Annotated in this window: 21 protein-coding genes; 10 read left to right on the top strand and 11 right to left on the bottom strand. The window is 33.8% G+C overall.

Going from position 1 to position 25,656, the window contains the following annotated elements; translation table 11 throughout:
• Positions 1 to 162: 162 nt before the first annotated feature.
• From pyk to ACUSJC_RS08135, 5 genes are all read right to left on the bottom strand, one after another.
• Complete coding sequence (gene pyk, locus ACUSJC_RS08115; protein WP_449269067.1) at positions 163 to 1,593, bottom strand: pyruvate kinase; 1,431 nt, start codon at positions 1,591 to 1,593, stop codon at positions 163 to 165.
• Between the two features lie 5 nt (positions 1,594 to 1,598).
• Positions 1,599 to 2,069: an IPExxxVDY family protein gene (locus tag ACUSJC_RS08120; protein WP_449269068.1), complete on the bottom strand. Its 471-nt coding sequence runs from the start codon at positions 2,067 to 2,069 to the stop codon at positions 1,599 to 1,601.
• A gap of 102 nt (positions 2,070 to 2,171) precedes the next feature.
• Positions 2,172 to 2,918: a ribonuclease III gene (rnc, locus tag ACUSJC_RS08125; RefSeq protein WP_449269069.1), complete on the bottom strand. Its 747-nt coding sequence runs from the start codon at positions 2,916 to 2,918 to the stop codon at positions 2,172 to 2,174.
• Between the two features lie 6 nt (positions 2,919 to 2,924).
• Complete coding sequence (fabF, locus tag ACUSJC_RS08130; protein ID WP_449269070.1) at positions 2,925 to 4,178, bottom strand: beta-ketoacyl-ACP synthase II; 1,254 nt, start codon at positions 4,176 to 4,178, stop codon at positions 2,925 to 2,927.
• Between the two features lie 227 nt (positions 4,179 to 4,405).
• Positions 4,406 to 4,642: an acyl carrier protein gene (locus ACUSJC_RS08135; RefSeq protein ID WP_002988156.1), complete on the bottom strand. Its 237-nt coding sequence runs from the start codon at positions 4,640 to 4,642 to the stop codon at positions 4,406 to 4,408.
• A gap of 173 nt (positions 4,643 to 4,815) precedes the next feature.
• Here ACUSJC_RS08135 and purN point away from each other — a divergent pair, with 173 nt between their 5' ends.
• Both purN and rnhA read left to right on the top strand, forming a co-directional pair.
• Positions 4,816 to 5,379 carry a phosphoribosylglycinamide formyltransferase gene (gene purN / locus ACUSJC_RS08140; protein ID WP_449269071.1) on the top strand — a complete coding sequence of 188 codons (564 nt, stop codon included), beginning with the start codon at positions 4,816 to 4,818 and terminating at the stop codon, positions 5,377 to 5,379.
• A 7-nt stretch (positions 5,380 to 5,386) separates the two neighbouring features.
• Positions 5,387 to 5,866 (top strand): ribonuclease HI, encoded by a 480-nt coding sequence (gene rnhA / locus ACUSJC_RS08145; RefSeq protein WP_449269072.1) that lies wholly within the window; start codon positions 5,387 to 5,389, stop codon positions 5,864 to 5,866.
• Here rnhA and ACUSJC_RS08150 read toward each other — a convergent pair.
• Positions 5,863 to 6,726, bottom strand: coding sequence for an AraC family transcriptional regulator (locus ACUSJC_RS08150; RefSeq protein WP_449269073.1), 864 nt, complete (start codon positions 6,724 to 6,726; stop codon positions 5,863 to 5,865). The genes rnhA and ACUSJC_RS08150 overlap by 4 nt on opposite strands.
• Before the next feature lie 77 nt (positions 6,727 to 6,803).
• On the opposite strand from ACUSJC_RS08150, the gene ACUSJC_RS08155 reads away from it, so the two are divergent.
• The 3 genes from ACUSJC_RS08155 to ACUSJC_RS08165 all read left to right on the top strand — a co-directional run bounded on the left by ACUSJC_RS08155 (position 6,804) and on the right by ACUSJC_RS08165 (position 10,160).
• Complete coding sequence (locus ACUSJC_RS08155; RefSeq protein WP_449269074.1) at positions 6,804 to 7,169, top strand: DUF983 domain-containing protein; 366 nt, start codon at positions 6,804 to 6,806, stop codon at positions 7,167 to 7,169.
• An 80-nt stretch (positions 7,170 to 7,249) separates the two neighbouring features.
• Positions 7,250 to 8,179, top strand: coding sequence for a PfkB family carbohydrate kinase (locus tag ACUSJC_RS08160; RefSeq protein ID WP_449269075.1), 930 nt, complete (start codon positions 7,250 to 7,252; stop codon positions 8,177 to 8,179).
• 82 nt (positions 8,180 to 8,261) lie between these two features.
• Entirely contained in the window at positions 8,262 to 10,160 is a 1,899-nt protein-coding gene (locus tag ACUSJC_RS08165; RefSeq protein WP_449269076.1) for an amidophosphoribosyltransferase, read from the top strand.
• Positions 10,161 to 10,581: 421 nt separating this feature from the next.
• On the opposite strand, the gene ACUSJC_RS08170 is transcribed toward ACUSJC_RS08165, so the two are convergent.
• Positions 10,582 to 11,190, bottom strand: coding sequence for a superoxide dismutase (locus tag ACUSJC_RS08170; RefSeq protein ID WP_449269077.1), 609 nt, complete (start codon positions 11,188 to 11,190; stop codon positions 10,582 to 10,584).
• Positions 11,191 to 11,298: 108 nt separating this feature from the next.
• On the opposite strand from ACUSJC_RS08170, the gene ACUSJC_RS08175 reads away from it, so the two are divergent.
• From ACUSJC_RS08175 to ACUSJC_RS08190, 4 genes are all read left to right on the top strand, one after another.
• The gene (locus ACUSJC_RS08175; RefSeq protein WP_449269078.1) at positions 11,299 to 14,457 is read left to right on the top strand and encodes a UvrD-helicase domain-containing protein; all 3,159 of its coding nucleotides are present in this window, start codon (positions 11,299 to 11,301) and stop codon (positions 14,455 to 14,457) included.
• Between the two features lie 27 nt (positions 14,458 to 14,484).
• The gene (kbl, locus tag ACUSJC_RS08180; RefSeq protein WP_449269079.1) at positions 14,485 to 15,681 is read left to right on the top strand and encodes a glycine C-acetyltransferase; all 1,197 of its coding nucleotides are present in this window, start codon (positions 14,485 to 14,487) and stop codon (positions 15,679 to 15,681) included.
• A gap of 100 nt (positions 15,682 to 15,781) precedes the next feature.
• Positions 15,782 to 17,185 (top strand): OmpA family protein, encoded by a 1,404-nt coding sequence (locus tag ACUSJC_RS08185; RefSeq protein WP_449269080.1) that lies wholly within the window; start codon positions 15,782 to 15,784, stop codon positions 17,183 to 17,185.
• Between the two features lie 66 nt (positions 17,186 to 17,251).
• The gene (locus ACUSJC_RS08190; RefSeq protein WP_449269081.1) at positions 17,252 to 20,017 is read left to right on the top strand and encodes a PD-(D/E)XK nuclease family protein; all 2,766 of its coding nucleotides are present in this window, start codon (positions 17,252 to 17,254) and stop codon (positions 20,015 to 20,017) included.
• Here the strand turns inward: ACUSJC_RS08190 and ACUSJC_RS08195 are convergent.
• Positions 20,012 to 20,464 carry a 6-pyruvoyl trahydropterin synthase family protein gene (locus ACUSJC_RS08195; protein ID WP_449269082.1) on the bottom strand — a complete coding sequence of 151 codons (453 nt, stop codon included), beginning with the start codon at positions 20,462 to 20,464 and terminating at the stop codon, positions 20,012 to 20,014. The two genes, ACUSJC_RS08190 and ACUSJC_RS08195, sit on opposite strands and share 6 nt — an antisense overlap.
• A gap of 92 nt (positions 20,465 to 20,556) precedes the next feature.
• On the opposite strand from ACUSJC_RS08195, the gene ACUSJC_RS08200 reads away from it, so the two are divergent.
• Positions 20,557 to 21,174, top strand: coding sequence for a 2OG-Fe(II) oxygenase (locus ACUSJC_RS08200; RefSeq protein ID WP_449269083.1), 618 nt, complete (start codon positions 20,557 to 20,559; stop codon positions 21,172 to 21,174).
• 13 nt (positions 21,175 to 21,187) lie between these two features.
• Here ACUSJC_RS08200 and ACUSJC_RS08205 read toward each other — a convergent pair whose 3' ends face one another.
• From ACUSJC_RS08205 to ACUSJC_RS08215, 3 genes are read right to left on the bottom strand one after another with little or no spacing between them, the layout of a single operon-like run.
• Positions 21,188 to 21,361: a hypothetical protein gene (locus ACUSJC_RS08205; RefSeq protein ID WP_449269084.1), complete on the bottom strand. Its 174-nt coding sequence runs from the start codon at positions 21,359 to 21,361 to the stop codon at positions 21,188 to 21,190.
• Positions 21,361 to 22,119: an enoyl-CoA hydratase/isomerase family protein gene (locus ACUSJC_RS08210; protein ID WP_449269085.1), complete on the bottom strand. Its 759-nt coding sequence runs from the start codon at positions 22,117 to 22,119 to the stop codon at positions 21,361 to 21,363. Before ACUSJC_RS08210 ends, ACUSJC_RS08205 begins: the two co-directional genes overlap by 1 nt.
• Complete coding sequence (locus ACUSJC_RS08215; protein WP_449269086.1) at positions 22,119 to 25,655, bottom strand: T9SS type B sorting domain-containing protein; 3,537 nt, start codon at positions 25,653 to 25,655, stop codon at positions 22,119 to 22,121. The genes ACUSJC_RS08210 and ACUSJC_RS08215 overlap by 1 nt, the downstream gene beginning before the upstream one ends.
• Position 25,656 lies beyond the last annotated feature (1 nt).

Genomic DNA, 25,656 nt, shown 5'->3' on the forward strand with positions numbered 1-25,656 from the left:
ACCGATCAATTAGATATTCCGATGTTTTTACCTAAAGTAGATCTAGTGCTGACACGACAGTAAAGAAAATAAAAAAACCAGCTTTAAGCTGGTTTTAAAGAATTTTGTCATTCCGAACTAGTTTCGGAATCTGAATTTATTTCAGATTGACAATATTTATGTTTATTCAATTTCAGAAACTCTCAAAGTGTTAACCATTCCTTTTTTCATAATCGGCATAGCCGCAAGGTTGATGACCATTTCTCCTTCTTTCACATATCCTTTTTCTTTACAAATGTGGTTCAAATCATCAATAGTATCGTCTGTACTCACAAATTTGTCATAGTAGTATGCTCTTACACCCCATAAAAGATTTAACTGTGTTAAAATACGTTTATTGGAAGTAAATACTAAAATATGGGATTTTGGTCTCCAAGCTGAAATTTGGAAAGCGGTATAACCAGAGTTTGTTAACGTAGTAATTGCTTTAGCATTGATATCATCAGCCATAATTGCCGCGTGGTAACAAATCGATTTGGTAACAAAACGTTTTGTACGGATATGAGGCGGATTCAATGGAACTTTGATTAGCGGAGAATCTTCAACGCTTTCAATAATTTTAGTCATGGTTTCAATAACCTGTACCGGATAATTACCTACTGAAGTTTCTCCGGAAAGCATTACTGCATCAGCACCGTCCATAACCGAGTTCGCTACGTCGTTTACTTCGGCTCTGGTTGGCGTTAAACTTGTAATCATAGTTTCCATCATTTGAGTCGCTACAATTACAGGAATACGAGCTGTTTTAGCACGGTTAATCAATTTCTTTTGAATCAAAGGAACTTCCTGAGCAGGAACTTCCACACCTAGGTCACCGCGAGCTACCATTAATCCGTCACAAAAAGCAACAATTTTATCGATGTTTTCTACGGCTTCCGGTTTTTCAATTTTAGCTACGATCGGAATTTTATGATTGGAATGTTTCGCGATCAAATCTTGTAGGTCTTCTAAATCTTGTGGTGTTCTAACGAAAGAAAGAGCAATCCAATCCACATTATTTTCGATAGCAAAAATAGCATCGCGAATGTCTTTTTCTGTTAAAGCAGGTAAAGAAACTTTAGTATTTGGTAAGTTAACTCCTTTTTTAGATTTTAAAGGACCACCTTGAATAACAACGGCTTCTACTTCAGTGTTTTTATCCGTTTTGGTTACTTCAAAAATCAGTTTACCATCGTCAAGTAAAATACGTTCTCCAGGGTTAACATCTCTTGGGAATTCTTTGTAGTTCATGTAAACGCGTTCTGCAGTTCCTAATACATCTTCAGCAGTAGTAAAAGTAATTTTATCGCCTTTGCTTACTACTACATCTTCTTTCATTACTCCTACGCGAAGCTTAGGACCTTGTAAATCGGCTAAAATAGAAGTGTGATATCCCATTTCGTCATTTAGCTCACGAATCATGTCAATTCGCTCTTTAACATCGGTATAGTCAGCATGTGAAAAGTTAATTCTAAAAACGTTTACACCTGCCTCAATCATATCTCTTAAAATGGTTTTTTCACTACAGGCAGGACCTAGTGTTGCTACAATTTTAGTTTTTTTAGTTGTTGGCATTTTAATTAAAAAATTAGATTATTTTTTGATTTAAGTTTGTCTTGGTTTATAGTATAAGCCAGCGTAATAAATTTATTTTGGCTTAGTTGTTTTAGAACAAAATCCGAGTCAAAAAAAGAATCGGTATTGTCAATTTTAAAAACATAATCAGCTTTTTTAAATTCAGGTACCAAATGTACGGTCGTGTCAAGAGTATCAAACAAGCTACTTTCGTGTTGTTTGGTGTTCAAAACGCTTCGGTTTTCAACCAAATGCCAACAAATATCCTGAATTTCATCGTCAAACATAAAATGTTGAAAAGCACTTTTGCCGTCCTTCATTTTCACTTCAATGGCTTTGTTGTTCTTTTGAAGTTGAATGTCTAACAATTGATTGATAAAATAAGCCAATCGGTAATCTTCCAAATTAGAATGAATGGCAATTAACTCATAATCGGTTGAGTCAAAATCATTTATTTGAATTCTATGAATGGCCATTAGCTCAAATTTGAACCGTAAATATACTATTAATTAGGTACAAAAATGCTACTTTTGGTAAGACTTAACGATTTTTTATAAACGAAATCGATATAGGTTCGATTATTTCTTTTGAATTTTTTCCTGTAAAGCAAAAAAGGCTCTTTGAGAAGCTTTTTCTTCGGCTTTTTTCTTTGAAGTAGCTCGGGCTTTTCCCATGACTTTTTCATCAATCATTAGTTTTACGCTGAAATAACGCTGCTCTTCGTTTCCGGTAGTGTCATCTACAGCTTCAAAAAGGAATGATTTTTTTTCTTTTTGACACCATTCAATGATCAAACTTTTGTAGCTGATAATTTTGCCTTCTAATTGAGCGATGTCAACGTAAGGTTCAATGACTTTTTTTTGAATGAATTTTTCGCAATACGCAAATCCTTTGTCTAAATAGATAGCACCAATAAAAGCTTCGAAAATATTGCCGTGAATGTTTTCTCCAAAGAATTGAGGATTGACTTTGCTTTCTACAAAATCGATTAATTTAAAATCGCGTCCCAATTCATTTAAATGCTCTCTACTTACAATTTTAGAACGCATTTTGGTTAAGTATCCTTCGTTTCCCGTAGGAACCTGATTGTAAAGATGAGCTGCAATTACACTTCCCAGCATGGCGTCACCAAGAAATTCAAGACGTTCGTAGTTAAAAGGATTTCCTTTATCGTCTTGTTTGTTTGTAGAACGATGAGTAAATGCTTTTCTGTAATAGGTTAGGTTTTGAGGTTTAAAACCTAAGATGTGATGAAGTTTATCAAAAAAAATCCCGTCTTCTGGAGAACGGGAATTTTTGTATATTTTACTGAAAAGTTTTCGCATGGAAAATTAATCTTCAAATTTTTTGAATAAAACACATGCGTTATGACCTCCAAAGCCAAAAGTGTTACTCATAGCTACTTTTACTTCTCTTTTTTGAGCTTTATTCAAAGTCAAGTTCAAAGAAGGGTCAATTTTTTCATCATAAGTAGTATGGTTAATTGTTGGCGGAACAATACCGTTTTTGATAGCTAAAATAGAAGCAATAGCTTCAATAGCTCCGGCAGCTCCTAACAAGTGACCTGTCATTGACTTAGTAGAGTTGATGTTGATGTTTTTAGCATGATCTCCAAAAACAGCAGAAATAGCTTTTAATTCCGCAACGTCACCTAGAGGTGTAGATGTTCCGTGTGTGTTGATGTGGTCTACATCTTCTGGTTTTAATCCTGCATCACGTAAACAGTTTTCCATTACAGCAATAACGCCAATTCCTTCCGGATGCGGAGCTGTTAAGTGATACGCATCTGATGATAAACCACCACCGCCTACTTCGCAATAGATTTTAGCGCCACGCGCTTTTGCATGCTCATATTCTTCTAAAACCAAAGCTCCTGCACCTTCACCTAAAACAAAACCATCACGAGTAGCATCAAATGGTCTTGAAGCTGTTTCCGGAGATTCATTTCTTGTTGAAAGTGCTTGCATAGAGTTAAACCCTCCCATTCCGGCAATAGTAACTGCTGCCTCAGAACCTCCTGAAACAATTACGTCACACATGCCTAAACGGATATAATTTAAAGCATCTACCAAAGCATTAGCAGAAGAAGCGCAAGCAGAAACCGTAGTATAGTTTGGTCCCATAAATCCGTTTTTCATAGAAATATGAGCCGGTGCAATATCAGCAATCATTTTTGGGATGAAGAAAGGACTGAAACGAGGCGTTCCGTCACCTGCTGCGTAGCTCATTACTTCATCTTGAAAAGTTTGAAGACCGCCAATACCTGCTCCCCAAATTACACCGACGCGGTTTTTTTGAACGTTTTCATCTGTGATTCCGGCATCTTTAATGGCCTCATCACTTGCAACTAGTGCATATTGTGAAAATTTATCTAATCGTCTAACTTCTTTGCGGTCAATAAAATCTTCTACATTGAAGTTTTTGACTTCACAGGCAAATTTTGTTTTATGTTTCTCGGTGTCATAATAGGTAATAGGTGCAGCACCACTTTTACCGTTTATTAACCCATCCCAGTATTCTTGAAGGTTGTTTCCAATAGGAGTCAGTGCTCCAAGACCTGTAACTACAACACGCTTTAATTGCATAAACTTAATTTTTATGTTATATAAAAAAACCCATAGCGCTTTTATGGAATCTAAAAGAAACAATGGGTATTACATAATGCTTTATATTTGATGATTGTAATACAATCAATGTTTTTTAATACAATAATTTCTCGGAGAATTAGCAGCGAAAAAAAATTATAAAAGCCGAATAAGCTCTAAAAAATAATAACACCCACAAGAAATAAACTCATGGGTGTGTATTAATATTATTTCTTAGCTTCCTCGATGTAAGAAATAGCTTGACCAACAGTAGCAATGTTTTCTGCTTGATCATCTGGAATTTGAATATCAAATTCTTTTTCGAATTCCATGATTAGCTCAACAGTGTCTAATGAATCAGCTCCTAAATCGTTAGTGAAGCTTGCTTCAGCTACAACTTCGTTTTCGTCAACACCTAATTTGTCCACGATGATCGCTTTTACTCTTGATGCAATGTCTGACATAATCTTTCTAATTTTAATTTAATTTGTTGGCAAAAATAAAAAACTTTATTTTAAAACAACATTTTTGTCGTTAAATGTGACTACGAATTTAAAAAAAATAATTCACAAAGTGGTCTTTTTTCTGTTTTTTACCAATTATTATTCTTTTTTTTGTGCTGTTAAATCAAGGGTTTATGAGACGAATTGTAATTTTTGCTTCGGGAGCTGGCTCTAATGCTGAAAAAATTATTTTACATTTTAAAAAATCAAATTTTGCCGAAGTTTCGGCTGTTTTTTCGAATAAAGTTGGTGCCGGAGTTTTGGAAATTGCAAGAAAAAACGGTATAAAAAGTATTGTTTTTGATAAAGATGATTTGTCAAAAGGCTTTGTAACGGAACAAATTAAAGAAATTAACCCTGATTTAATTGTGCTGGCAGGCTTTCTTTGGAAGTTTCCGAGTGATATTATTGCGCTTTGCCCTAATAAGATTATTAATATTCACCCGGCATTGTTGCCTAAATATGGTGGAAAAGGAATGTATGGGCGTTTTGTACACGAAGCAGTTTTGGCTAATCAAGAAAAAGAAACGGGAATTACAATTCATTTTGTGAATGAACATTATGATGAAGGAGAATATATTTTTCAGCAGTCGGTTGCTATTGAAAATTGTAAAACCCCGGAAGAGATTGCGCAAAAAGTTCACGAGTTGGAACACCGATATTTCCCTGAAGTTATCGAAAAACTAATTTCTAAATAACAACTGCTTGAGTTACGAGGTTTATATATATACTGATGGCGCTGCTAAAGGTAACCCCGGACCTGCGGGTTATGGAGTGATTATGGAATTAGCCGGAACGGCTTATAAAAAGGAATTTTTTGAAGGCTTTCGATTGTCAACTAATAATAGAATGGAGCTTTTGGCGGTTATTGTTGGTTTGGAGAAATTGAAAAAGGCCAATACAAAGGTTTTGGTTACATCAGATTCTAAATATGTAGTAGATGCAGTAGTAAAAGGTTGGGTTTTTTCGTGGGAAAAGAAAAACTTCAAAGACAAAAAAAATCCTGATTTATGGATGCGCTTTTTAAAAGTATATCGAAAGCATCAAGTGGATTTCCGATGGATTAAAGGGCACAATTCACATCCGCAAAATGAGCGTTGTGATCAGTTGGCAGTTATGGCTTCTCAACAAGAAAAGCTGAATATTGATGTGTTTTATGAAAGAGAAGAGGGGAAACTGCTCTAGGAATTTTTACCTGAAAATTCTTTTGGCGAGACTCCTGTTTCGGATTTAAAAACTTTAGAAAAATAGGAATAGTTCTCAAAACCCAGAGCGTTTGAGATTTCTTTAACACTATGCTTTTGTTGCGATAACAGTCGTTTGCTTTCTAAAATTATTCTTTCTTTAATTATGCTAGTGGCGGTCTTGTTGAATAATTCTTTACAGTTTCTGTTTAGTTGCTTTAAAGAAATATTTAAAGTATTTGCATAAAAAGAAGGCTTTTTTTGAGTTGCAAAATGTTGTTCAACTAATTGAAAGAATTGCTGAATTCTTTGTGAAGAAACAGAAGGAGTTGATTTGGTATCTGTGTCCAAAAAGCGGGTCAAATCTATTAATAATAAGTCTATCAAATTTAGAATTTTATCATTCTTTAGAATTTTGTGAGATTGGTTTTCTGAATAAAGCTTTTCGAAATAATTGTAAACTTCATTAAAATTGTTTTCTTGAATAGTCAAATGTGGCACTTGATGAAAAGTGTCGAAAAACGGATAGGATTCTATTTTTTTTGCATTATAATATTGATTATAAAAATTTCTGGAAATAAATACAATATATCCTTCAATAGGACTGGTGAAATTCCAATTGTGAACTTGTCCGGGAGTTAAAATAAATAAGGTTTGATCTGCAATCTCATATGTTTCAAAATCGATGAAATGAAATCCTTTTCCTTTTTTAAAAATAACGAGTAAATAAAAGTCGTGACTATGTGGTTTATTAATGAATGTGTGTGATTGAATATGTTGATTTAATTCATTAATGTAAAAATCAGAAGTGTGTGTCTCGTTGCTGAATTGCTGAATATTGTATGTTGGATATTTTTTCATAAATGTCCTTTTTGTTGTATAAAAAGCGAATTTATGTCATTTTTTTTAATTAGTAATGTCTGAAATTTGCATAAAAAATGAAGATGGGAGATATTAAAAATGTGTTAGGAAATAAATGTCCTAATTGTTCAAAGGGAAGTATATTTCAAAAAAATAATTCTTGGATGAGTTTCCGATTTCCAAAGATGAATCATTCTTGTAAAGAATGCGGTTTTGTTTTTGAAAAAGAACCTGGCTTTTTTTATGGAGCAATGTATGTAAGTTATGGACTGGGAGTAACAGAAGGTTTGGCTATTTACTTTTTGATAAGACCATTTTTTAAAGAAACATTTGACTTAAAAATGTTTCCTGTAATAGCAATGGGGCTTTTGCTGTTAACGTTTTATAATTATAAATTGTCTCGTATTATTTGGATTTACATTTTTAAAAACTATAAAAAGTAGCTTGTTGTAAGTGTATTTGATTTCTTTGCAACTCTGACGAGAAAAGATTATCTTTGCACCTTATTTTTTATAGAAATTCAATGAACAAATTATTGATTGTAGGAACAGTAGCTTTTGATGCTATTGAAACTCCTTTCGGGAAAACAGATAAAATTTTAGGTGGAGCAGCAACATATATCGGGTTGGCTTCTTCTTTTTTTAAAGTAGATGCAGGAATTGTGTCAGTTGTTGGTGAAGATTTTCCTAACGAATATTTAGACTTGTTGCAAAATAAAGGGGTAAATATTGAAGGAATTGAAGTAGTAAAAGGAGGGAAAACTTTCTTTTGGAGCGGAAAATATCATAACGACTTAAATTCCAGAGATACTTTAGTAACTGAACTGAATGTTTTAGCTGATTTTAATCCGATTGTTCCTGAACAATATAAAAATTCAGACGTAGTTTTATTAGGTAATCTACATCCTTTGGTACAAACGGCTGTTTTAAATCAGTTGACAGAGAAACCCAAATTAGTGGTGTTAGATACTATGAACTTCTGGATGGATAATACTTGGGATGAATTGATGGGAGTTATTAAGCGTGTTGATGTTATTACAATTAATGATGAAGAAGCACGTCAGCTTTCAGGAGAATATTCTTTAGTAAAAGCAGCTGAGAAGATCAGTGAAATGGGGCCTAAATATGTAGTGATTAAAAAAGGAGAACACGGAGCTTTATTGTTTCAAGGAAAAGAAGCTTTCTTTGCGCCGGCGTTACCACTTGAAGAAGTTTTTGATCCGACAGGTGCCGGTGATACTTTTGCCGGAGGTTTTGCCGGATACATCGCACAAAGTGAAAACATTTCGTTTGACAATTTGAAAAACGGAATTATTTATGGTTCTAATCTCGCATCTTTCTGCGTAGAACAATTCGGAACCCAACGTATGGAAAAATTAGAAAAAGCTGAAGTGAATAAACGATTGAAACAATTTAAAGCTTTAACTCAGTTTGAAATAGAATTAGACGAATAAAAGTGTGCCCCGTTTTCTCGGGGCATTTCTTTTGATGAAAAAACAAACTAGAATAACCTAAACAACACAACAACAATTTTTTATGAGCGACGCTATTAAACACGAATGCGGTATTGCTTTGCTTCGATTATTGAAGCCATTAGAGTATTATAAAGAAAAATACGGTTCAGCTTTTTATGGTATACAAAAAATGTACTTACTGTTAGAGAAGCAACATAACCGAGGTCAAGACGGTGCAGGTTTGGCGAGTATTAAATTTGATATGCAGCCAGGACAACGTTACATTAGTAGAGTTCGTTCTAATGATCCGCAGCCTATTAAAGATGTTTTTGCGCAAATTAATGAAAGGATTAATGCTGAGTTAGAAGAACATCCTGAATATCAGGAAAATGTTCAGCTTCAAAAAGAAAATCTTCCTTATATAGGAGAGTTGTTTTTAGGACACGTTCGTTACGGAACTTTTGGTAAAAATAATATTGAAAGTGTTCACCCGTTTCTTCGTCAAAATAACTGGATGCACCGTAACTTAATTGTTGCAGGTAATTTCAATATGACTAATGTAAAAGAGTTATTTGACGATTTAGTGAATTTGGGTCAGCATCCTAAAGAAATGGCCGATACGGTTACGGTAATGGAAAAAATCGGTCACTTTTTAGATGACGAAGTGAGCGATGTATATAAAGAATGTAAAAAAGAAGGCTATTCTAAAAAAGAAGCTTCGCCTATAATTGCTGAGCGTTTAAATATCCAAAGAATTTTAGAAAGAGCATCTCGCAATTGGGACGGTGGTTATGCAATGGCAGGGTTATTGGGTCATGGAGATTCTTTTGTGATGCGTGATCCGGCAGGAATTCGTCCGGCGTATTATTATCAAGATGATGAAATTGTGGTAGTCGCTTCTGAAAGACCAGTGATTCAAACCGTTTTTAACGTTCCGTTTGATAAAGTAGAAGAATTAGATCCTGGTAATGCAATTGTTATTAAAAAAAGTGGTAAAGTAACAATTAGTGAGATTAGAAAACCATTAATTAAGAAAGCGTGTTCTTTTGAACGAATTTATTTCTCAAGAGGAAGTGATGCTGAAATTTATCAAGAGCGTAAAGATTTAGGGAAAAGAGTTTTTCCGGCAATCTTAAAAGCAATTAATAACGATATAGACAACACGGTCTTCTCTTATATTCCTAATACGGCTGAAACTTCATTCTTTGGTATGGCTGAAGCAGCACAAGATTTCTTAAACCAAAGAAAAGCACAAGCTATCTTAGACCAAAAAGAAAAATTAACATCAGAACAGTTGCATGAGATCTTAAATGTTAGAATCAGAACGGAAAAAATTGCAATCAAAGATGCTAAATTAAGAACCTTTATTACAGAAGATAGTAGTAGAGATGATTTAGTGGCTCATGTTTATGATGTGACTTACGGAGTGGTTAAACCAACAGATAATTTAGTGATTATTGATGATAGTATTGTTAGAGGTACAACACTAAAACAAAGTATCATCAGGATGATGGATCGTTTACAACCAAAAAGTATTGTAATCGTTTCATCAGCGCCGCAAATCCGTTTTCCGGATTGTTATGGTATTGATATGGCTAAATTAGAAGGTTTAGTTGCTTTTAGGGCTGCTATGGAATTGTTGAAAGAAAGAAACTTGTCTCACATTATAGAAGAAGTGTATCGAAAGTCAAAGGCACAAGAGAATTTCAAAGATGATGAGGTGGTAAATTATGTAAATGAAATTTATGCACCTTTTACAGATGAAGAAATTTCAGACAAAATTGCAGAAATGCTTACTCCGGCAGACACCCGTGCGCAAGTGAAGATTATTTATCAAAAAGTAGAAGATTTGCATAAATCATGTCCTAAAAATTTAGGAGATTGGTATTTTACCGGTGAATATCCAACACCAGGAGGAAATCGAGTGGTAAATCGTGCGTTTATGAATTTCTATGAAGGAAAAGATGCAAGAGCTTATTAGATTGTAACATTTTGTCGATTATTTTAAGCATTCAACAATTTTTTTAGAATATAATTAAAAAGTCTTCATATCTTAGCGCTACCAGAAAATTAGTAGGTTAAGTTTTATGGTAGATTTGGGGGCAAAAAGGTGAAAGAAATTTCACCTTTTTTATTTTTAACATTAAGAAATTCTAAATTTAAAGCAAATAAATGCACTTTATCGGTTTTTTGTGTTGTTCAACAATTATTTTGCAAAATAATTTAAATGTCGCCATATCTTAGCACTACCAGAAAATTAGTAGGTTAAGTTTTATGGTAGATTTGGGGCAAAAAGGGTGAAAGAAATTTCACCTTTTTTATTTTATAAAAGTATGAAAAGAAAAAGCGGAGTTGATTTTTTAAAATCAACTCCGCTTTTGGATTAAAATAAAATCAATAGATTATTTTTCTGTAGCGTAACGTCTTGCTACTTCAGTCCAGTTAATTACATTAAAGAAAGCTTCAATATAATCAGGTCTTTTGTTTTGATAGTGTAAATAATAAGCGTGTTCCCAAACGTCTAATCCTAAAACAGGAACTCCGTCACAACCGATTCCTGGCATTAATGGGTTATCTTGGTTAGCAGAAGAACAAATTTCTAATTTCCCGCCTTTATGAACACACAGCCAAGCCCATCCACTACCGAAGCGTGTTGCAGCAGCTTTAGCAAACTGAGCTTTAAATTCTTCAAATGAACCAAAAGCTTTATCAATAGCTTCTGCTAATTCACCTGTTGGTTTCCCACCACCGTTAGGACTCATTACAGTCCAGAATAAGTTGTGATTGTAGAAACCACCACCGTTATTTCTAACAGCAGCATTGTTTGTATCCAAATTAATTAAAATGTTTTCAATAGTTTTGCCTTCTAAATCTGTACCGGCAATAGCAGTATTAAGATTTGTTGTGTAAGCATTGTGATGTTTTGTATGGTGGATTTCCATAGTTCTAGCATCAATATGTGGCTCTAATGCATCGTATGCATAAGGTAATTTTGGTAACTCGAATGCCATAATATTTATTTTTTAGATTAATAATATTTTTCCCAAATTTACGAAATAAACTTTGGTTTGTAAAATAGATAGTTTTTATAGCGGTATAATTAAGATAAATATAACATTTTGAAACAGCAAGCTTTTACAATATATGATGCTTCGGCGGGTTCGGGAAAGACATATACACTAACTAAAGAGTATCTGAAAATTTTATTTCGTTCTCAAACTCCTGATACGTATAAAAAAGTATTGGCAATAACTTTTACCAATAAGGCTGTTGAAGAAATGAAAAGCCGTGTAGTAAATAGTTTGTATGAGTTTTCAAAAGACAATACGGCAGATAAATATGATTCTTTATTGAAAGATGTGGCTCGAGAAACCGCCTTGCCAATTACAACGATAAAGGAAAAATCAAAAGAGATAATTACTCATATTATTCATAACTATACTGCTTTTGGAATTTCAACCATTGATAAGTTTACTCATAAAGTCATTCGTTCTTTTGCGCAAGATCTGAATCTGCCCGCCAATTTCGAAATTGCTTTGGATACAGATGCTTTGCTTCAGGAAGCCGTTGATGTTGTGATTTCTAAAGTAGGCGAAGATGAAGCAATTACTCAGTTTTTACTAGAGTTCACGAAGTCAAAAACAGATGAAGATAAAAACTGGGACGTTTCGCGCGAACTTTTTGAAGTAGCAAAATTGTTGGTCAACGAAAATAATGCAACCGAAATTCAGGCTTTTGAAAATAAAAATTTTGGAGATTTTAATGCCGTTAAAAAGGTTCTCAAACAAAAGATCAATGAATTTCAGGAGCAGAATGTGGCTTTGACTCAACGATGTTTTCAGATTTTTACAGAAAACGGAATTGATCTAAAATCGTTTTCCCGAGGAACGTTTCCTAATCATATTACTAAAATTCAGGAAGGAAAATTAGATAGTAAAGATTTTTATAAATATTCGAGTTTCGATGATATTGCAATCAATAAAACAGCAAAAGACAGAGAAGTGATTGAAGCTGTTTCGGGAGATTTGCTTTCTTTGCTGCAAAAATGTTATCACAATTGTTCTAAAATAGCTTTTTACACGGCTTTTTTACAAAATATCAATCCGTTGTCGTTGTTGAATATCATTCATTTGGAGTACAAAAAAATTCAGGAAGAACAAAATGTACTGTCGATATCTGATTTTAATAAAATTATTTCTAACGAAATTCAAGGTCAGCCAGCTCCGTTTATTTATGAGAAACTAGGCGACAAATACCGACATTTTTTTATTGACGAATTTCAAGATACTTCGGTTTTACAATGGAACAATCTTATTCCTTTGATTGATAATGCACTTTCGTCGGAAGAAAACGGAACGCAAGGTTCGTTAATGATTGTTGGCGATCCTAAACAAGCTATTTATCGTTGGCGCGGAGGAAAAGCAGAACAATTTATCGCGTTGAGCAATCAAGAAAATCCATTTTCAAATAAATCCAAACACGTCGAACGATTGGGTGTCAATTACAGAAGTTATGACGAAGTGATTGATTTTAACAATGACTTTTTTGCTTTTTTATCGGGTAAATTTGAAAACGAAGATTATATAAAACTGTACAAAGAGCTTTCGTTCCAAGAAAAAAACAATAAAGCCGGCGGTTTTGTTTCGCTTTCATTTATTGACGTTCCTAAAAAAACAGATTTTGATGCTCCTGAAGAGGATTCTGATTATTCATTGAAGGATAAAATGTATTTGGAAAAAACAAAAGCCATTATCGAACAAGTCAAGGAAAATGGTTTTGGTTATAAAGATATTGCTTTGCTTACGCGAAGAAAATCGGAAGGCGTTTTGTTGGCCAATTATCTAACAGAAAACGGAATTCCCATTCTTTCGTCAGAAACGTTGTTGATTCAAAACGCAACTGAAGTAAAGTTGTTGATTGCTTTGCTTCGCTATTTGAACAACGGAAAAGATGATGAGTCGAAAGTTTTTATGCTGTATTACATTGGTAAATATCGTCAAGCGGAACTTCCGGTTCATGATTTTATCGTGAAACTGAAATCGTTAAGCGAACAAAAAATTGAAGCGGCTTTGCAAGAGTTGGGAATTCAAATTTCCTTTTCGCATTGTCGCAAAAAATCGTTGTACGAAGCGGTTGAATTATTGGTTACGGCATTTATTAAAGAGAAAGCCAATACGTCTTATGTTCAGTATTTTTTAGATTTGGTTTTGGAGCGCGACAGTAAAACACAATCGAGTATTGCTGATTTTTTAGAATATTGGGATAAAACCGGATTTCAGAAAAGCATTCCTTCACCTGAAGAAAGTGATGCGGTGCGCATCATGACGATTCACAAGTCAAAAGGATTGGAGTTTCCGGTGGTGATTTATCCGTTTGCCGAAGAAAATTTCAGTCGAGGAATAAAAGATAAACTTTGGATTGATTTTGAAGAGGAAGATCAAATTGATTTCCCGAAAGCTTTGGTCAACCAAAAAAGTGAAGTGGAAAAATATGGGGCAAAAGCCAAAGAAATTTACCAAGATAGAAGTCAGGAAGAAATTTTAGACGCTATTAATGTGCTGTATGTTGCTTTAACGAGAGCAGGAGAACAGTTGTATATTGTGTCTAATTATTTGGTGAATAAAACGGGTTTGCCTAATAATTTGTCGTCTTATTTCTTGGAGTTTTTACAATTGAGAAAAGGTTTCAATGCTGATGATCGGGAAATTTCTTTTGGTAATGCTAAAAGAGTTTCGGAAAGTCATGTTACAGAAAATAAACAACAACAAATAGAAGTAGTTAAGGATAAATTGTTATTTCAAAATATTAAAATTGCACAACGCGAAGCTTTAATGTGGGGAAGTTATCAACAAGAAGCTATTGATTTCGGAAATGTGTTGCACGAAATTTTATCGTTCATTCATAAAGCCGATGATTTAGATTTGGCTCTGGAACAAGCTTTGGAAAACGGATTAATTACCTTGTCTCAGCAAGAACAAGTTCGTCAAACTTTGCAAAATATCATTTCGCATACGCAACTGCAAGAGTTTTTTGTTTCAGACGGCGAAGTGTATAACGAACGAACGATTATTGATCAACAGCTTGGAAATATAAAACCCGATAGAGTGGTTGTCATGGGAAATAAAGCCTATTTACTAGATTATAAAACCGGAGATAAAAAAGAAGAACATATTAAACAGGTATTCGGCTATGCTTCGGCTTTACAGAAAATGAATCTTGAAGTGGTAAAAAAAGCATTGGTTTACACGGGAGATCAAGTAGAAGTCGTAATTTTGTAACCATCAAAAATATCCAAACTAAATAAAATGTACGGTAAAATTAAACAACACTTACAAAACGAAATTGAGACCATTAAAGAAAATGGTCTTTATAAAAAAGAGCGAATCATTACTTCGCCTCAAGGAGCAGAAATTACAATTTCAACTGGTGAAACAGTTTTGAATTTTTGTGCCAATAATTATTTAGGACTTTCTTCACATCCGGCGGTTATTCAGGCAGCTAAAGATGCTATGGACTCTCACGGATTCGGAATGTCTTCTGTTCGTTTCATTTGTGGAACACAAGATATTCACAAAGAATTAGAACAAAAAATTGCTGATTTCTACGGAACAGAAGATACTATTTTATACGCTGCGGCTTTTGATGCTAACGGAGGGGTTTTTGAACCTTTGTTAGGTGAAGAAGATTGTATTATTTCAGATAGTTTAAATCATGCTTCTATTATTGACGGAGTGCGTTTGTGTAAAGCGGCTCGTTATCGTTACGAAAACAACAACATGGCTGATTTGGAACAACAATTAATTAAAGCCAATGCAGAAGGTCGTCGTTTCAAATTAATTGTAACTGACGGTGTGTTTTCTATGGACGGATTAGTAGCGCCATTAGATAAGATTTGTGATTTAGCAGAGCAATACGATGCTATGGTGATGGTTGACGAATGTCACGCTGCCGGTTTTATTGGTGCAACAGGTAAAGGTACTTTAGAAGCTAAAGGAGTAATGGGAAGAGTGGATATCATTACAGGGACTTTAGGTAAAGCACTTGGAGGGGCCATGGGCGGATATACTACTGCTAAAAAAGAGATCATCGAAATCTTACGTCAGCGTTCGCGTCCGTATTTATTTTCTAACTCATTAGCACCTTCTATTGTCGGGGCTTCTTTAAAAGTTTTTGAATTGTTAGAAAAAGACACATCACTTCGTGATAAATTAGAATGGAATACTAATTATTTCAAACAAGGCATGAAAACTGCCGGTTTTGATATTATTGATGGAGATTCAGCTATTGTTCCGGTCATGTTATATGATGCTAAACTATCTCAAATTATGGCTGATGAACTATTGAAAAAAGGAGTTTATGTAATCGGATTCTTTTACCCGGTTGTTCCGAAAGATAAGGCTAGAATTAGAGTGCAATTGTCTGCAGCACACGAAAAAGAGCATTTAGATAAAGCTATTGCGGCTTTTACGGAAGTTGGTAAGTCATTAAGTATCATAAAGTAAACAATTTTAATATTCACTTTTTTTAACAAAGTTTTTTGTAATTAAAAAAAAATATTACTTTTGTTCTAATTATAACGCATTGTAATTAAAATAGTAAAGTATGAAACATTTAAACAAATTATTTGCTGCTGCCTTTATGTTTGCAGGTTTAGCGACCCAAGCACAAGACAGTAACAACCCATGGGCAGTATCATTTGGTGTTAACGCTGTTGATACTAAAATTAGCGCTGAAGGAAACGATAAGCCTCAGTTTGTACAATTGGCTAACGCTAAAGACAACTGGAATATCTTACCATCAGTTTCTTACTTAAACGTATCTCGTTACGTTGGAGATGGTTTTTCAGTTGGTTTAACAGGATCTGTTAATAAAATTGATAAATGGATTGACAGAGTTCCGGGAACTGAATCTACAGATTTAGTATACAATCCTGGTGATTTATCATATTATGGTATCGATGCTGCTGTTAAATACAGCTTTATGGAATTAATCGGTACAAAATGGTTAGACCCATCTTTACAAGTAGGTGGTGGTTACCAATTCGTAGGTGATGCTTCTGCTGGTACAGTTAATGGAGGTGTAGGTATTACTTTTTGGTTTACTGAGCAAGTTGGTTTACAATTGCAAAGTACTTACAAGCATTCATTTGACGACAACAGAGCTCCGGACTTAGATGTTCCTACTCATTTCCAACACTTTGCAGGTCTTACTTTCAAATTTGGAGGTAAAGATACAGATAATGATGGTATCTATGATAGAGATGATGCTTGTCCAGAAATTCCTGGTTTAAAAGAATTCCAAGGATGTCCAGATACAGATGGTGACGGAATTGCTGATAAAGATGATTCTTGTCCAGATGTAGCTGGTTTAAAAGAATTCAATGGTTGTCCTGATACAGACGGTGACGGAATCATTGATTCAGAAGATGCTTGTCCAGATGTTCCTGGTACTAAAATCATGAAAGGTTGTCCAGATACAGACGGTGACGGTGTAGCTGATAAAGATGACAATTGTCCTGAAGTAAAAGGTCCAAAAGAAAACGGTGGTTGTCCTTGGCCTGATACAGATGGTGATGGTGTAGTTGATAAAGATGATCAATGTCCTACAGTAGCTGGTACAGTTGCTAACCACGGATGTCCAGAAATCTCTGATGAGCACATTAAAAAATTAAATGAGTATGCTAAAACAATCTTGTTTAACTCTGGTAAATCTTCTTTCCAAAAACAAACTTACCCAGTTCTACAAGCTATTACAGCTATCTTAAAAGAATATCCTTCTTCTAAATTTTCTATCGAAGGACATACAGATAGTCAAGGTGCTGATGCATTAAACCAAAAATTATCTGAAGATAGAGCTGCTGCAGTTAAAAATTATTTAGTTGAAAACGGTGTTGATGCTTCAAGATTAACTTCTGTTGGTTTCGGAGAAACTAAACCAATTGACACTAACAAAACTGCTAAAGGTAGAGCTAACAACCGTAGAGTTGAAGTTAAATTAGTAAAATAATTTATTACCAAAATAAAGCTTAAAAACGCCCCGATATTCGGGGCGTTTTTTTATTTTTATAAAATAATGATGGCAAATACTTTTTTAGAAACATTAGCTGATAAACTATTAAGAGACTTTAATGAAGATCTGAGTAATTTAGTGATTGTATTACCTAATAAAAGAGCACGTGTCTTTTTATTAGAGATCTTGAAGAATAAGTCTGGTCAAACACATTTTGCACCGAAAATTACAAGTGTAGAGGAATTGATTCAGGAAATATCGGGGATTAGAAGTGTAGATAGTATTGAGCTTTTGTTTGAGTTTTATGAGGTATACCTTTCGTTAACGCCAAAGGAAAATCAGCAAACTTTTGAACAATTCTCCGGTTGGGCAAAAACAGCTATTCAAGATTTTAATGAAATTGATCGTTATTTGATTGAGCCTAAATATATTTTTTCCTATTTGAGCGATATTGAAGCATTAAAACGATGGGATCTAGAACAAAAAGACACAACAAAGTTAATTGATAATCATTTATTATTTTGGAATAAATTACCGGAGTATTATAAAGCACTTTACTCATATTTAAAATCCAAGAGAATTGGCTATCAAGGACTTATTTATAGGGAAGCAGTAGCTAAATTGAGTGAAATTAATTCTAATGAGTACCATGTTTTTGCAGGCTTTAATGCATTAAATTCTGCAGAAGAAAAAATCATGCTTCATTTTGTTACGAATCAAAAAGGAAGAGTATATTGGGATATAGATGAGTATTTTTTAGCCAATACACATCACGATACCGGTTTGTTTATAAGAAGATTTAAAAAAGAATGGAAACCTTATTTTGGCAATACATCTTTTGATTGGATTTTCAATCATTTTTCAGAAAAAAAAGAGATTAAGATCATAGGAACGCCAAAATCTATAGGTCAAGCCAGAATTGCGGGTAAAATAGTAGAAGATCTAAGTATTGTTGATCAGAGACATAATAAAACAGCTTTGGTTTTAGGAGATGAGAATTTACTTTTACCGGTTTTAAATAGTTTGCCTGAACAGGTGTCAAGTCTTAATATAACCATGGGGTATCCCAGTAAAAATAATCCTGCGCAATTACTCATAGCAAAGATTATTAAGTTACATGCTAATTCCTTGTCAAGAAACGAACAGCATTATACGTTGTATTACAAAGAAGTTTTAGAGGTTCTAAGCCATCCGTTTATAGAGCCTTTTGGGAATTTTAATGAGTTGGTTCATATTATAAATTCCAATAATTTTACTTTTTTCTCTTTAGAGACACTTCTTAGATTAAAAAACCAGATAGGTTCACTTAATGAAGCTCTATTTTCTTTGCTTTTTAAACGTTGGGACACCATTTCCATAATAGAGATATTAGAATCACTAAAAACGCTTACGTTGATGTTGCGTGATTTTCTGAAACAGGAAGGAAGTTCAGAGAAAGTTTCACAGGCTTTTGTGTATAGTGTGTATAAAATGTTAAACAAGATGATTGTTTATCAGGAGAAGTATGGGAAAATGATTTCTGTAAAAGACATTCAGGTAACCTACAAACAAATTGTGGATTTGACAGAAGTTTCGTTTGAAGGTGAGCCTTTAACGGGCTTGCAAGTAATGGGTGTTTTGGAAAGCCGTGTCTTAGACTTTGAAAATGTTATCATAACATCAGTAAATGAAGGTAAATTTCCTTCTGGAAAAAGCCAACAATCTTTTATACCTTACGATGTGAAAAAGGAGATAGGCTTGCCAACATATAAAGAAAAGGATGCCATTTATAGTTATCACTTTTATCATTTACTGTTTAGAGCAAAAAATATTTTCTTGTTATATAATGCCGATCAGGAAGGTATTGATGCAGGTGAAAAAAGCCGATTTATAACTCAGTTGGAGTTAGAGAAACTACCAAATCATACTATTGAACATGTTTTGTACAATGCGGTATTGCCAGACAAACCTTATGAGAAAATACAGGTAGAAAAATCAGAACAAGCATTAGAAAGGCTCAAAGAAATTGCTCTTGGAAAAGGTTTTTCTCCTTCATCTTTGACAAATTATATTCGAAATCCTATTCAGTTTTATTTTCAACGTGTTTTAGGTGTCAGAGAAGCAGATGAAGTAGAAGAAGATATTGCAGTCAACACATTGGGAACTATTGTGCATGAAAGTCTGGAGTTGCTGTATCAACCTTTTACAGGTAAATTTTTGACTGTTCAAGGCATTGAAGAAATGACAGATAAAATTGATGATGTCGTTTTGGAAATGTTCAAGAAAGTCTATAAAGAAGGAGAAATTAAAAAAGGGAAAAACTTTTTAGCTTTTGAAGTGGCAAAGCGAAATGTTTTTAATTTTTTAAAAATTGAACAGGCTAGGATAGAAGAAGATGAAGCAATCAAAATTTTAATGTTGGAAACAGAACTAAAAGGGGAATTAAAACACGAAAAGCTACCATTTCCGGTCAAAATTTCCGGTAAAGTAGATAGAATAGAGCTTTGCAATGGAAAGCTCCGCATTATAGATTATAAAACAGGAAAAGTAGAAGCCCGAAATCTAAAGATCAAAGAATTTGATCGGCTTACAGAAGATTTAAAAAATGAAAAATCAATCCAATTACTTTGTTATGCTTTAATGTATGTACAACAATTTGGATTCCCTTCGGAAGAAATGGAAGCCGGAATTATTTCATTCAAGAACATGAAAGCCGGATTTATGCCTTTTGTTTTTGAAAAAGAAACAAGTATTACTAATGAAATTTTGGAAGCCTTTTCAGAAGAAATCGTAATTTTAATTGAACAGATTTTAAATCCGAAAATAGCTTTTCAAGAACAAGTATTATAAATTATCGCTGGCAAACCATTCGGCAAAAGAAGTTTCTGTTTCCTGAAGGCGAAGTGAAAAAAGCGCGATGTCATTAGGAAGTCTTTTTTTGATTTTTTGAGCAAAATCAATGACCATGTTTTCACTAGTTGGTTGATAATCAACTAAAATAACATGGTGCCCTCTTTTTTTGAGTTCTTCAGCTAATTCAATATGAGGTGTGTTTTTATTGAAAACCGTTGCGTGGTCAAAAACATCTACAATATCTTCTTTTACAATTTTTTTCAGATCACCAAAATCTATTACCATACCATATTTTACATTTGTTTGATCGTCAATAGGTGTTCCAATTACAGTTACGGATAATTTATAACTATGACCGTGTACATTTTTGCATTTTCCGTCATAACCATAAAGTGCATGTCCTGTTTCGAATGTGAACTGTTTGGTAATTCTAATTTTACTCATCTGATACTATTTTAAGCTACAAAATTAATAAATTAATCTTAGTGATCTTCGTATTGTTTTTCATACTATATTTGCTCACTTTTTTGACATATATGAATGGGTTAAACATAAATCCGAGATACGAAAAGATCATTGAAGATCTTTTAAATCAACAATATAGCATTGTAGACGATTTTTTTTCTATTGAAGAGGTCAGCAGTCTAAGAAATAATCTTTTGAACAAATATGAAGAAGATGAATTTAAAAAAGCAGCGATAGGAGACCAATTTAATGAACACGTCATAAAATCAATTCGCGGAGATTTTATTTCTTGGATCGATGAAACTCAGATAAATGAAGCAGAAGGCGTTTTTTTTGAGAAGATAAACGATTTTATAATCTATTTGAACAGAACTTGTTTCTTGGGAATTCAAGATAGAGAATTTCACTATGCATTATATCCTGTAGGGACTTTTTATAAAAAGCATCTGGATACTTTTCAAAATGACGACAGTCGGAAACTTTCAGTGGTGTGTTACTTAAACGATGAAAATTGGCAACCGGAATTCGGAGGAGAGTTAGTAATATATAAAGAAGAAACTGAACTTAAGATTTATCCTGTAAAAGGACGTGTAGTAATTTTTGAAAGTCAGGTTTTGGAACACGAAGTGCTACCTGTTAAAAGAGAACGATTAAGTATTACGGGTTGGCTTAAAACCAGAAAAATATAATAAGAAAGAGAGCTTAATTGCTCTCTTCTTTTTTCTTGGCTCTGTAATATAATAGATAGGCAATTCCGATTAACACTAAAAAAGGTAAAAACGTACCAATGACAACACCTATCTCATAGTTCTTGTCTGGAGCATTTTTCATTTTTTCCTCTATATTAACTTGTTGAATTAAGCTAAACCATTTCATTATTGTTTATTTTTAAATTGGGATAAGGCATTTTTTGTAAAATCAGATAGGACTAAACGACCGGAAATTGCCGCTCTTTCAAAAAGGAGATGATCCCAGTTTTCGATTCCATTCCATAATACTTTTTTAAGCTCAGATAAAGCTTCAGAATTGTAACTTGAAAGTTCAAGGCTATATTGGCTTAAAGAAGCTTTTAAATCATCAGAGTTATCAAAAATTTTATTGTACAACCCATTTTTATGTGCCCATTCAGATGTTTTCCATTGAGTAGGTTCTAAAGCCATTTCACCCATAGCCATTTGACCGATTTTTCGACTTACAGCAGGTTCAATTACAAAGGGACCAATTCCTATAGCTAGTTCCGAAAGTTTAATCGATGAGTTAGTAGTGGCAAATACATAGTCACAAGCTGAAATTAAACCTACACCGCCCCCAACAGCCTTTCCAGTAACTTCTCCAATAATAATTTTGCTACATTTTCTCATGTTATTTATTACGTGAGCAAAACCAGAAAAAAACGTAGAGCCTTCTTCAAAATTAGAAATACTCAAAAGCTCGTCGAAAGAAGCTCCGGCACAAAAAGTAGTGTCACCTTCACTTTTTAATATAATAAGCTGGATAATTTTATTTTTATCTAAATCATAAAAGGCATTAGCTAATTCATTTAGTAAATGAGAGGGTAGAGAGTTCCCTGCTTTATTATAAAAACTAATAGTAGCTATCTTGTTATTGATAGAGGTTTTTACAAATGCGTCCATTATCTTTTTAAACTAAAGTGAGATTTAAATTCTTGCTCAGAACCATTGATTTTATATTCAACTTTAAACCAATAATCAGTTGAAGGTAAAAGTTTTCCATTATAAGTTCCGTCCCATCCTTCTCCATAAGAGCTAATCTGTTTAATAAGTTTTCCGTAGCGGTCAAATATTAGAATCTTAGCATCATATTCAGATGGAAGGTTAGAGATATTCCATGTATCATTGTAGCCATCACCATTTGGTGTAAAATAATTAGGATAGGTTATGGCATATAAATTTGACACGGAAAGAAGTCCACAACCTTGAATGTCTCTCACGTAGATGGTGTAATTTCCATTTGGTAAATCAGAGAAAGTTGGACTTGATTGCCAATTTGTCAAATCTAAACTGTATTCATATATCCCATAGCCTCCTGAAGCACTACCTACAATAGTAGTCGTACCAGAAGAAAAAGGAGGCATGGTAATTTCAGCGGTAAAGCTTAAAGGCTCAGAAGAATAAGTAACATTTACTTCATCTGTATTCACACACGATGTATTTACATTCGTTACAGTAACAGTATATGTTCCGGGTTGAGTTACTGTATATTGAAATCCGGTTTCACCAGATAGATCTAATCCAGAGACATTAGAGTCCCATTGATAGGTATAACTTCCTGAAGTTATAGGGGTAGCATCAATAATTTGAGATCCTTGTCCGGTTTGAGGATTTACGCATAAAAAGAAATCATAGCCTAAATCAGTGTCAGGAAGAGGATTTACCGTTAGTTTTAAATAAGGACCTAATGCAGCACATTCATAAAGATTACTTTCCATACGAACCCAAATTTCTTGATAATTTGGAATTGTATTTCTAAAACTAGAAATATCAGTAATAGAATTTTGTTCAGTTAAAGCATCAGTTTCATTTAAATAGTATGAAAAAGTATACGATTGAGTGGTAGGAAACTGATTTATAAGAGTACTTTCAATTTGAGTTAAATCAAAATAGTCAATTCCATCATCATCAGGATCATTTGTATCGATAAAATCATCACACTCATATAATGGGAAACTGAAATTGAGAGGAATAGTTGTAGTGGAAACCACTAAGTTGACTTTTGCAGTTCGGTAACACCCCTTGTTGGTTTCAATACGAGCCCAGACTACACTTCCATTAGAAGCACTGTGATTTATATCATCCGGAACGAAATTAGTGTTATTTTGAGCACCAGATAAAGAATAATGATATGAAAAAATTAAATTAGAATCAGTTGATATCAATGAATTAGCTTCTGTTAAGTTGAAATTAGTTATTGCATCAGTATCAGTATCACACTGTTTTAGAGTTACTTGAGGGATTGAGTTTGGCAATGGGTTTACAATTAAGTCCAGACTTCCGGTTGCATAGCATCCGCTTGTGTTCTCTATTCGGTAATAAATAGTTTTACTGTTTGAATAATATGAATTCGGAAGAACAGCAGAAGCAGTATTTGCTTCAGCATCAGGGAATAATTCAAAATATTGAATTGATGCAATATCTGTTTGGTTATCTATAAGGGTGGTGTTGTTTGAGCTTAAAGTAAATGAGGCAAAACCATTTGTATCGTCTCCATCATCATTAGTGTCGCAAATTTCATAAGGAGCAAGCGGAATGGTATGAGGAGAATTGTTTAATGTGATGGTTATAGTGGCGACTGCCGGATCACAAACTCCGTTTGGATCAGTTAAAGTATAAGTATAGTTCCCTGAAGAATCAGTGCTTGGATCAAACATTCCGTCGGATCTTGGAGATCCATTATAAGTCCACTGACCATTAGGAGTTATACTTGTTCCCAATAGGGTAGTTAAGTCAATTATTGCATCAGTAGTACAAAAAGAATGTAAGGAAGAAGTTCCTGCATTTGGACCTGGAACAATACTGGTGATAGTAACTTTAATTGTAATATCTAAATTAGGTTGTCCGGGACAACTCTTTGTGAATTTATAATAATAGTCACCTATGTTATCTAAGCTTGGATCAAAAATACCTTCATTAACCCTTATAGGCGCATCAGGATCATTAAAGTGCCAAGTGCCACCGGTGTCAGGATTTCCTGGTATTTTTTCAAACAGATCTATGATTGAACTAGAGCAAACATTTAAAGAGACATCTTTTGGAGATGCTCCAAAACCTGAGAAATAGCCTCCAAAACCAGCATTACCACTTGCTCCAAAAACACCAACAGCTAAAGGTCCAGTTGATTCAATTTTTACATTTCCTGTTAAACCACTAATTCGGTAAGATTCCCAATTAGGATTTCCTGCAACTACTAAAGGAGTAGCATTAGTAACAACGTCATTGATTGTGACTGTTGCATTAATTTCTGTAGCTAGGATTAAATCACTACTATAGGTGTCCCAACCAATTTTATTCACATTAGGTATAAGATCTACACTTTTTTGCCAGTAACAATTTAAAGGAGGTATAAAGAAAAAACCATTTGTAGCATCATTTGAAGAATCTCCTCCTACAATTTGATATAAAAAAAAGGGTTTATCAATACTGTTTATATACATATTTTTATTAGCGTCTATACCTTGAAAATTAGATGAAGGTATTAAAAAGTATTCTCCAGCATTTAGAATAGCTATTGGAGTGCTATTACCATTGATATAAATCTCAGTATTATCTTCATGTGCAATAACTAGAGGGATTTCTGTATTGTTTGATCCATTCCCTTTCATAATGACATATTCTGTTCCTACCTGTTCCAGAGGAACAATCTGATCTAGATTAAAATCTTGTTTAGAAGCATTACCTGTTAAAGAGGGTTCTGTACCACCAGCAAGATTTCCTGTATTCACAACAATAGGTTTATCAGAAGTTAATAAAGCACCTATAAATCCTGTAAAGTTTGCAGAAAGAGATTGAGAATCACAATTTCCGGAAACAACAACACTTTGCCCTTTGTTTAACGTGAAAGTTTGGGTTCCGGATGTAATGGTATTGTTACTGTTTATTATAAATCTTACGTTTGGATCATAATCAGATAAATTAACAGTTGTATTATCCTCTGTAGCCATAAAGCCAGAAACGAAATTACGAATAGAACTTGCATAATATTGAGGAAGACTACCTAATCTGAATATGGTTCCTGCTCCAGTTGTTCCTTTTGAAGATAAAAATTCTGCATGAGCTTGAGAGCGAACTCTGAAACTTACGTAAAAATCGTATATTCCTTCTAAAATTAATCCTTTTCCGGAAATAACTTTTCCAACATCAGATTTATTAATAAACATTGAGGAAGGTTGACCATTTCCAATTAAAATTTCTACAGGATTTCCTTGAGAAATAGTGAAAGGAGAACCACTTATAGCATTTCCTGAGCCGTCTGTAACAGTAACAGAAAAAGATGTAGACTCAGGTGTAGAAAGGTAAATGTAATGTTCTTGTATAAGTCCAGAACTGTTGTCTTCATTAGCATGCAAAGGAGGTATCCAATGCTTATTACTCAGTTGAGAGAAAGAATTGAAAGTTATTAAAAAAAAAGCTAATAAAAGAATTAATCGGTTCATC

Source organism: Flavobacterium sp. U410 (assembly GCF_053570605.1).

What these genes read in the sequence shown, in the direction of transcription:
- rnc (WP_449269069.1), bottom strand. Translation starts at nt 2,918, where the DNA reads ATGCGAAAACTTTTCAGTAAAATATACAAAAATTCCCGTTCTCCAGAA.
- ACUSJC_RS08160 (WP_449269075.1), top strand. Translation starts at nt 7,250, where the DNA reads ATGAACAAATTATTGATTGTAGGAACAGTAGCTTTTGATGCTATTGAA.
- ACUSJC_RS08150 (WP_449269073.1), bottom strand. Translation starts at nt 6,726, where the DNA reads ATGAAAAAATATCCAACATACAATATTCAGCAATTCAGCAACGAGACA.
- purN (WP_449269071.1), top strand. Translation starts at nt 4,816, where the DNA reads ATGAGACGAATTGTAATTTTTGCTTCGGGAGCTGGCTCTAATGCTGAA.
- ACUSJC_RS08170 (WP_449269077.1), bottom strand. Translation starts at nt 11,190, where the DNA reads ATGGCATTCGAGTTACCAAAATTACCTTATGCATACGATGCATTAGAG.
- ACUSJC_RS08165 (WP_449269076.1), top strand. Translation starts at nt 8,262, where the DNA reads ATGAGCGACGCTATTAAACACGAATGCGGTATTGCTTTGCTTCGATTA.
- ACUSJC_RS08185 (WP_449269080.1), top strand. Translation starts at nt 15,782, where the DNA reads ATGAAACATTTAAACAAATTATTTGCTGCTGCCTTTATGTTTGCAGGT.
- kbl (WP_449269079.1), top strand. Translation starts at nt 14,485, where the DNA reads ATGTACGGTAAAATTAAACAACACTTACAAAACGAAATTGAGACCATT.
- ACUSJC_RS08215 (WP_449269086.1), bottom strand. Translation starts at nt 25,655, where the DNA reads ATGAACCGATTAATTCTTTTATTAGCTTTTTTTTTAATAACTTTCAAT.
- ACUSJC_RS08135 (WP_002988156.1), bottom strand. Translation starts at nt 4,642, where the DNA reads ATGTCAGACATTGCATCAAGAGTAAAAGCGATCATCGTGGACAAATTA.
- ACUSJC_RS08190 (WP_449269081.1), top strand. Translation starts at nt 17,252, where the DNA reads ATGATGGCAAATACTTTTTTAGAAACATTAGCTGATAAACTATTAAGA.
- ACUSJC_RS08120 (WP_449269068.1), bottom strand. Translation starts at nt 2,069, where the DNA reads ATGGCCATTCATAGAATTCAAATAAATGATTTTGACTCAACCGATTAT.
- ACUSJC_RS08155 (WP_449269074.1), top strand. Translation starts at nt 6,804, where the DNA reads ATGAAGATGGGAGATATTAAAAATGTGTTAGGAAATAAATGTCCTAAT.
- ACUSJC_RS08210 (WP_449269085.1), bottom strand. Translation starts at nt 22,119, where the DNA reads ATGGACGCATTTGTAAAAACCTCTATCAATAACAAGATAGCTACTATT.
- fabF (WP_449269070.1), bottom strand. Translation starts at nt 4,178, where the DNA reads ATGCAATTAAAGCGTGTTGTAGTTACAGGTCTTGGAGCACTGACTCCT.
- ACUSJC_RS08200 (WP_449269083.1), top strand. Translation starts at nt 20,557, where the DNA reads ATGAATGGGTTAAACATAAATCCGAGATACGAAAAGATCATTGAAGAT.
- ACUSJC_RS08195 (WP_449269082.1), bottom strand. Translation starts at nt 20,464, where the DNA reads ATGAGTAAAATTAGAATTACCAAACAGTTCACATTCGAAACAGGACAT.
- pyk (WP_449269067.1), bottom strand. Translation starts at nt 1,593, where the DNA reads ATGCCAACAACTAAAAAAACTAAAATTGTAGCAACACTAGGTCCTGCC.
- ACUSJC_RS08205 (WP_449269084.1), bottom strand. Translation starts at nt 21,361, where the DNA reads ATGAAATGGTTTAGCTTAATTCAACAAGTTAATATAGAGGAAAAAATG.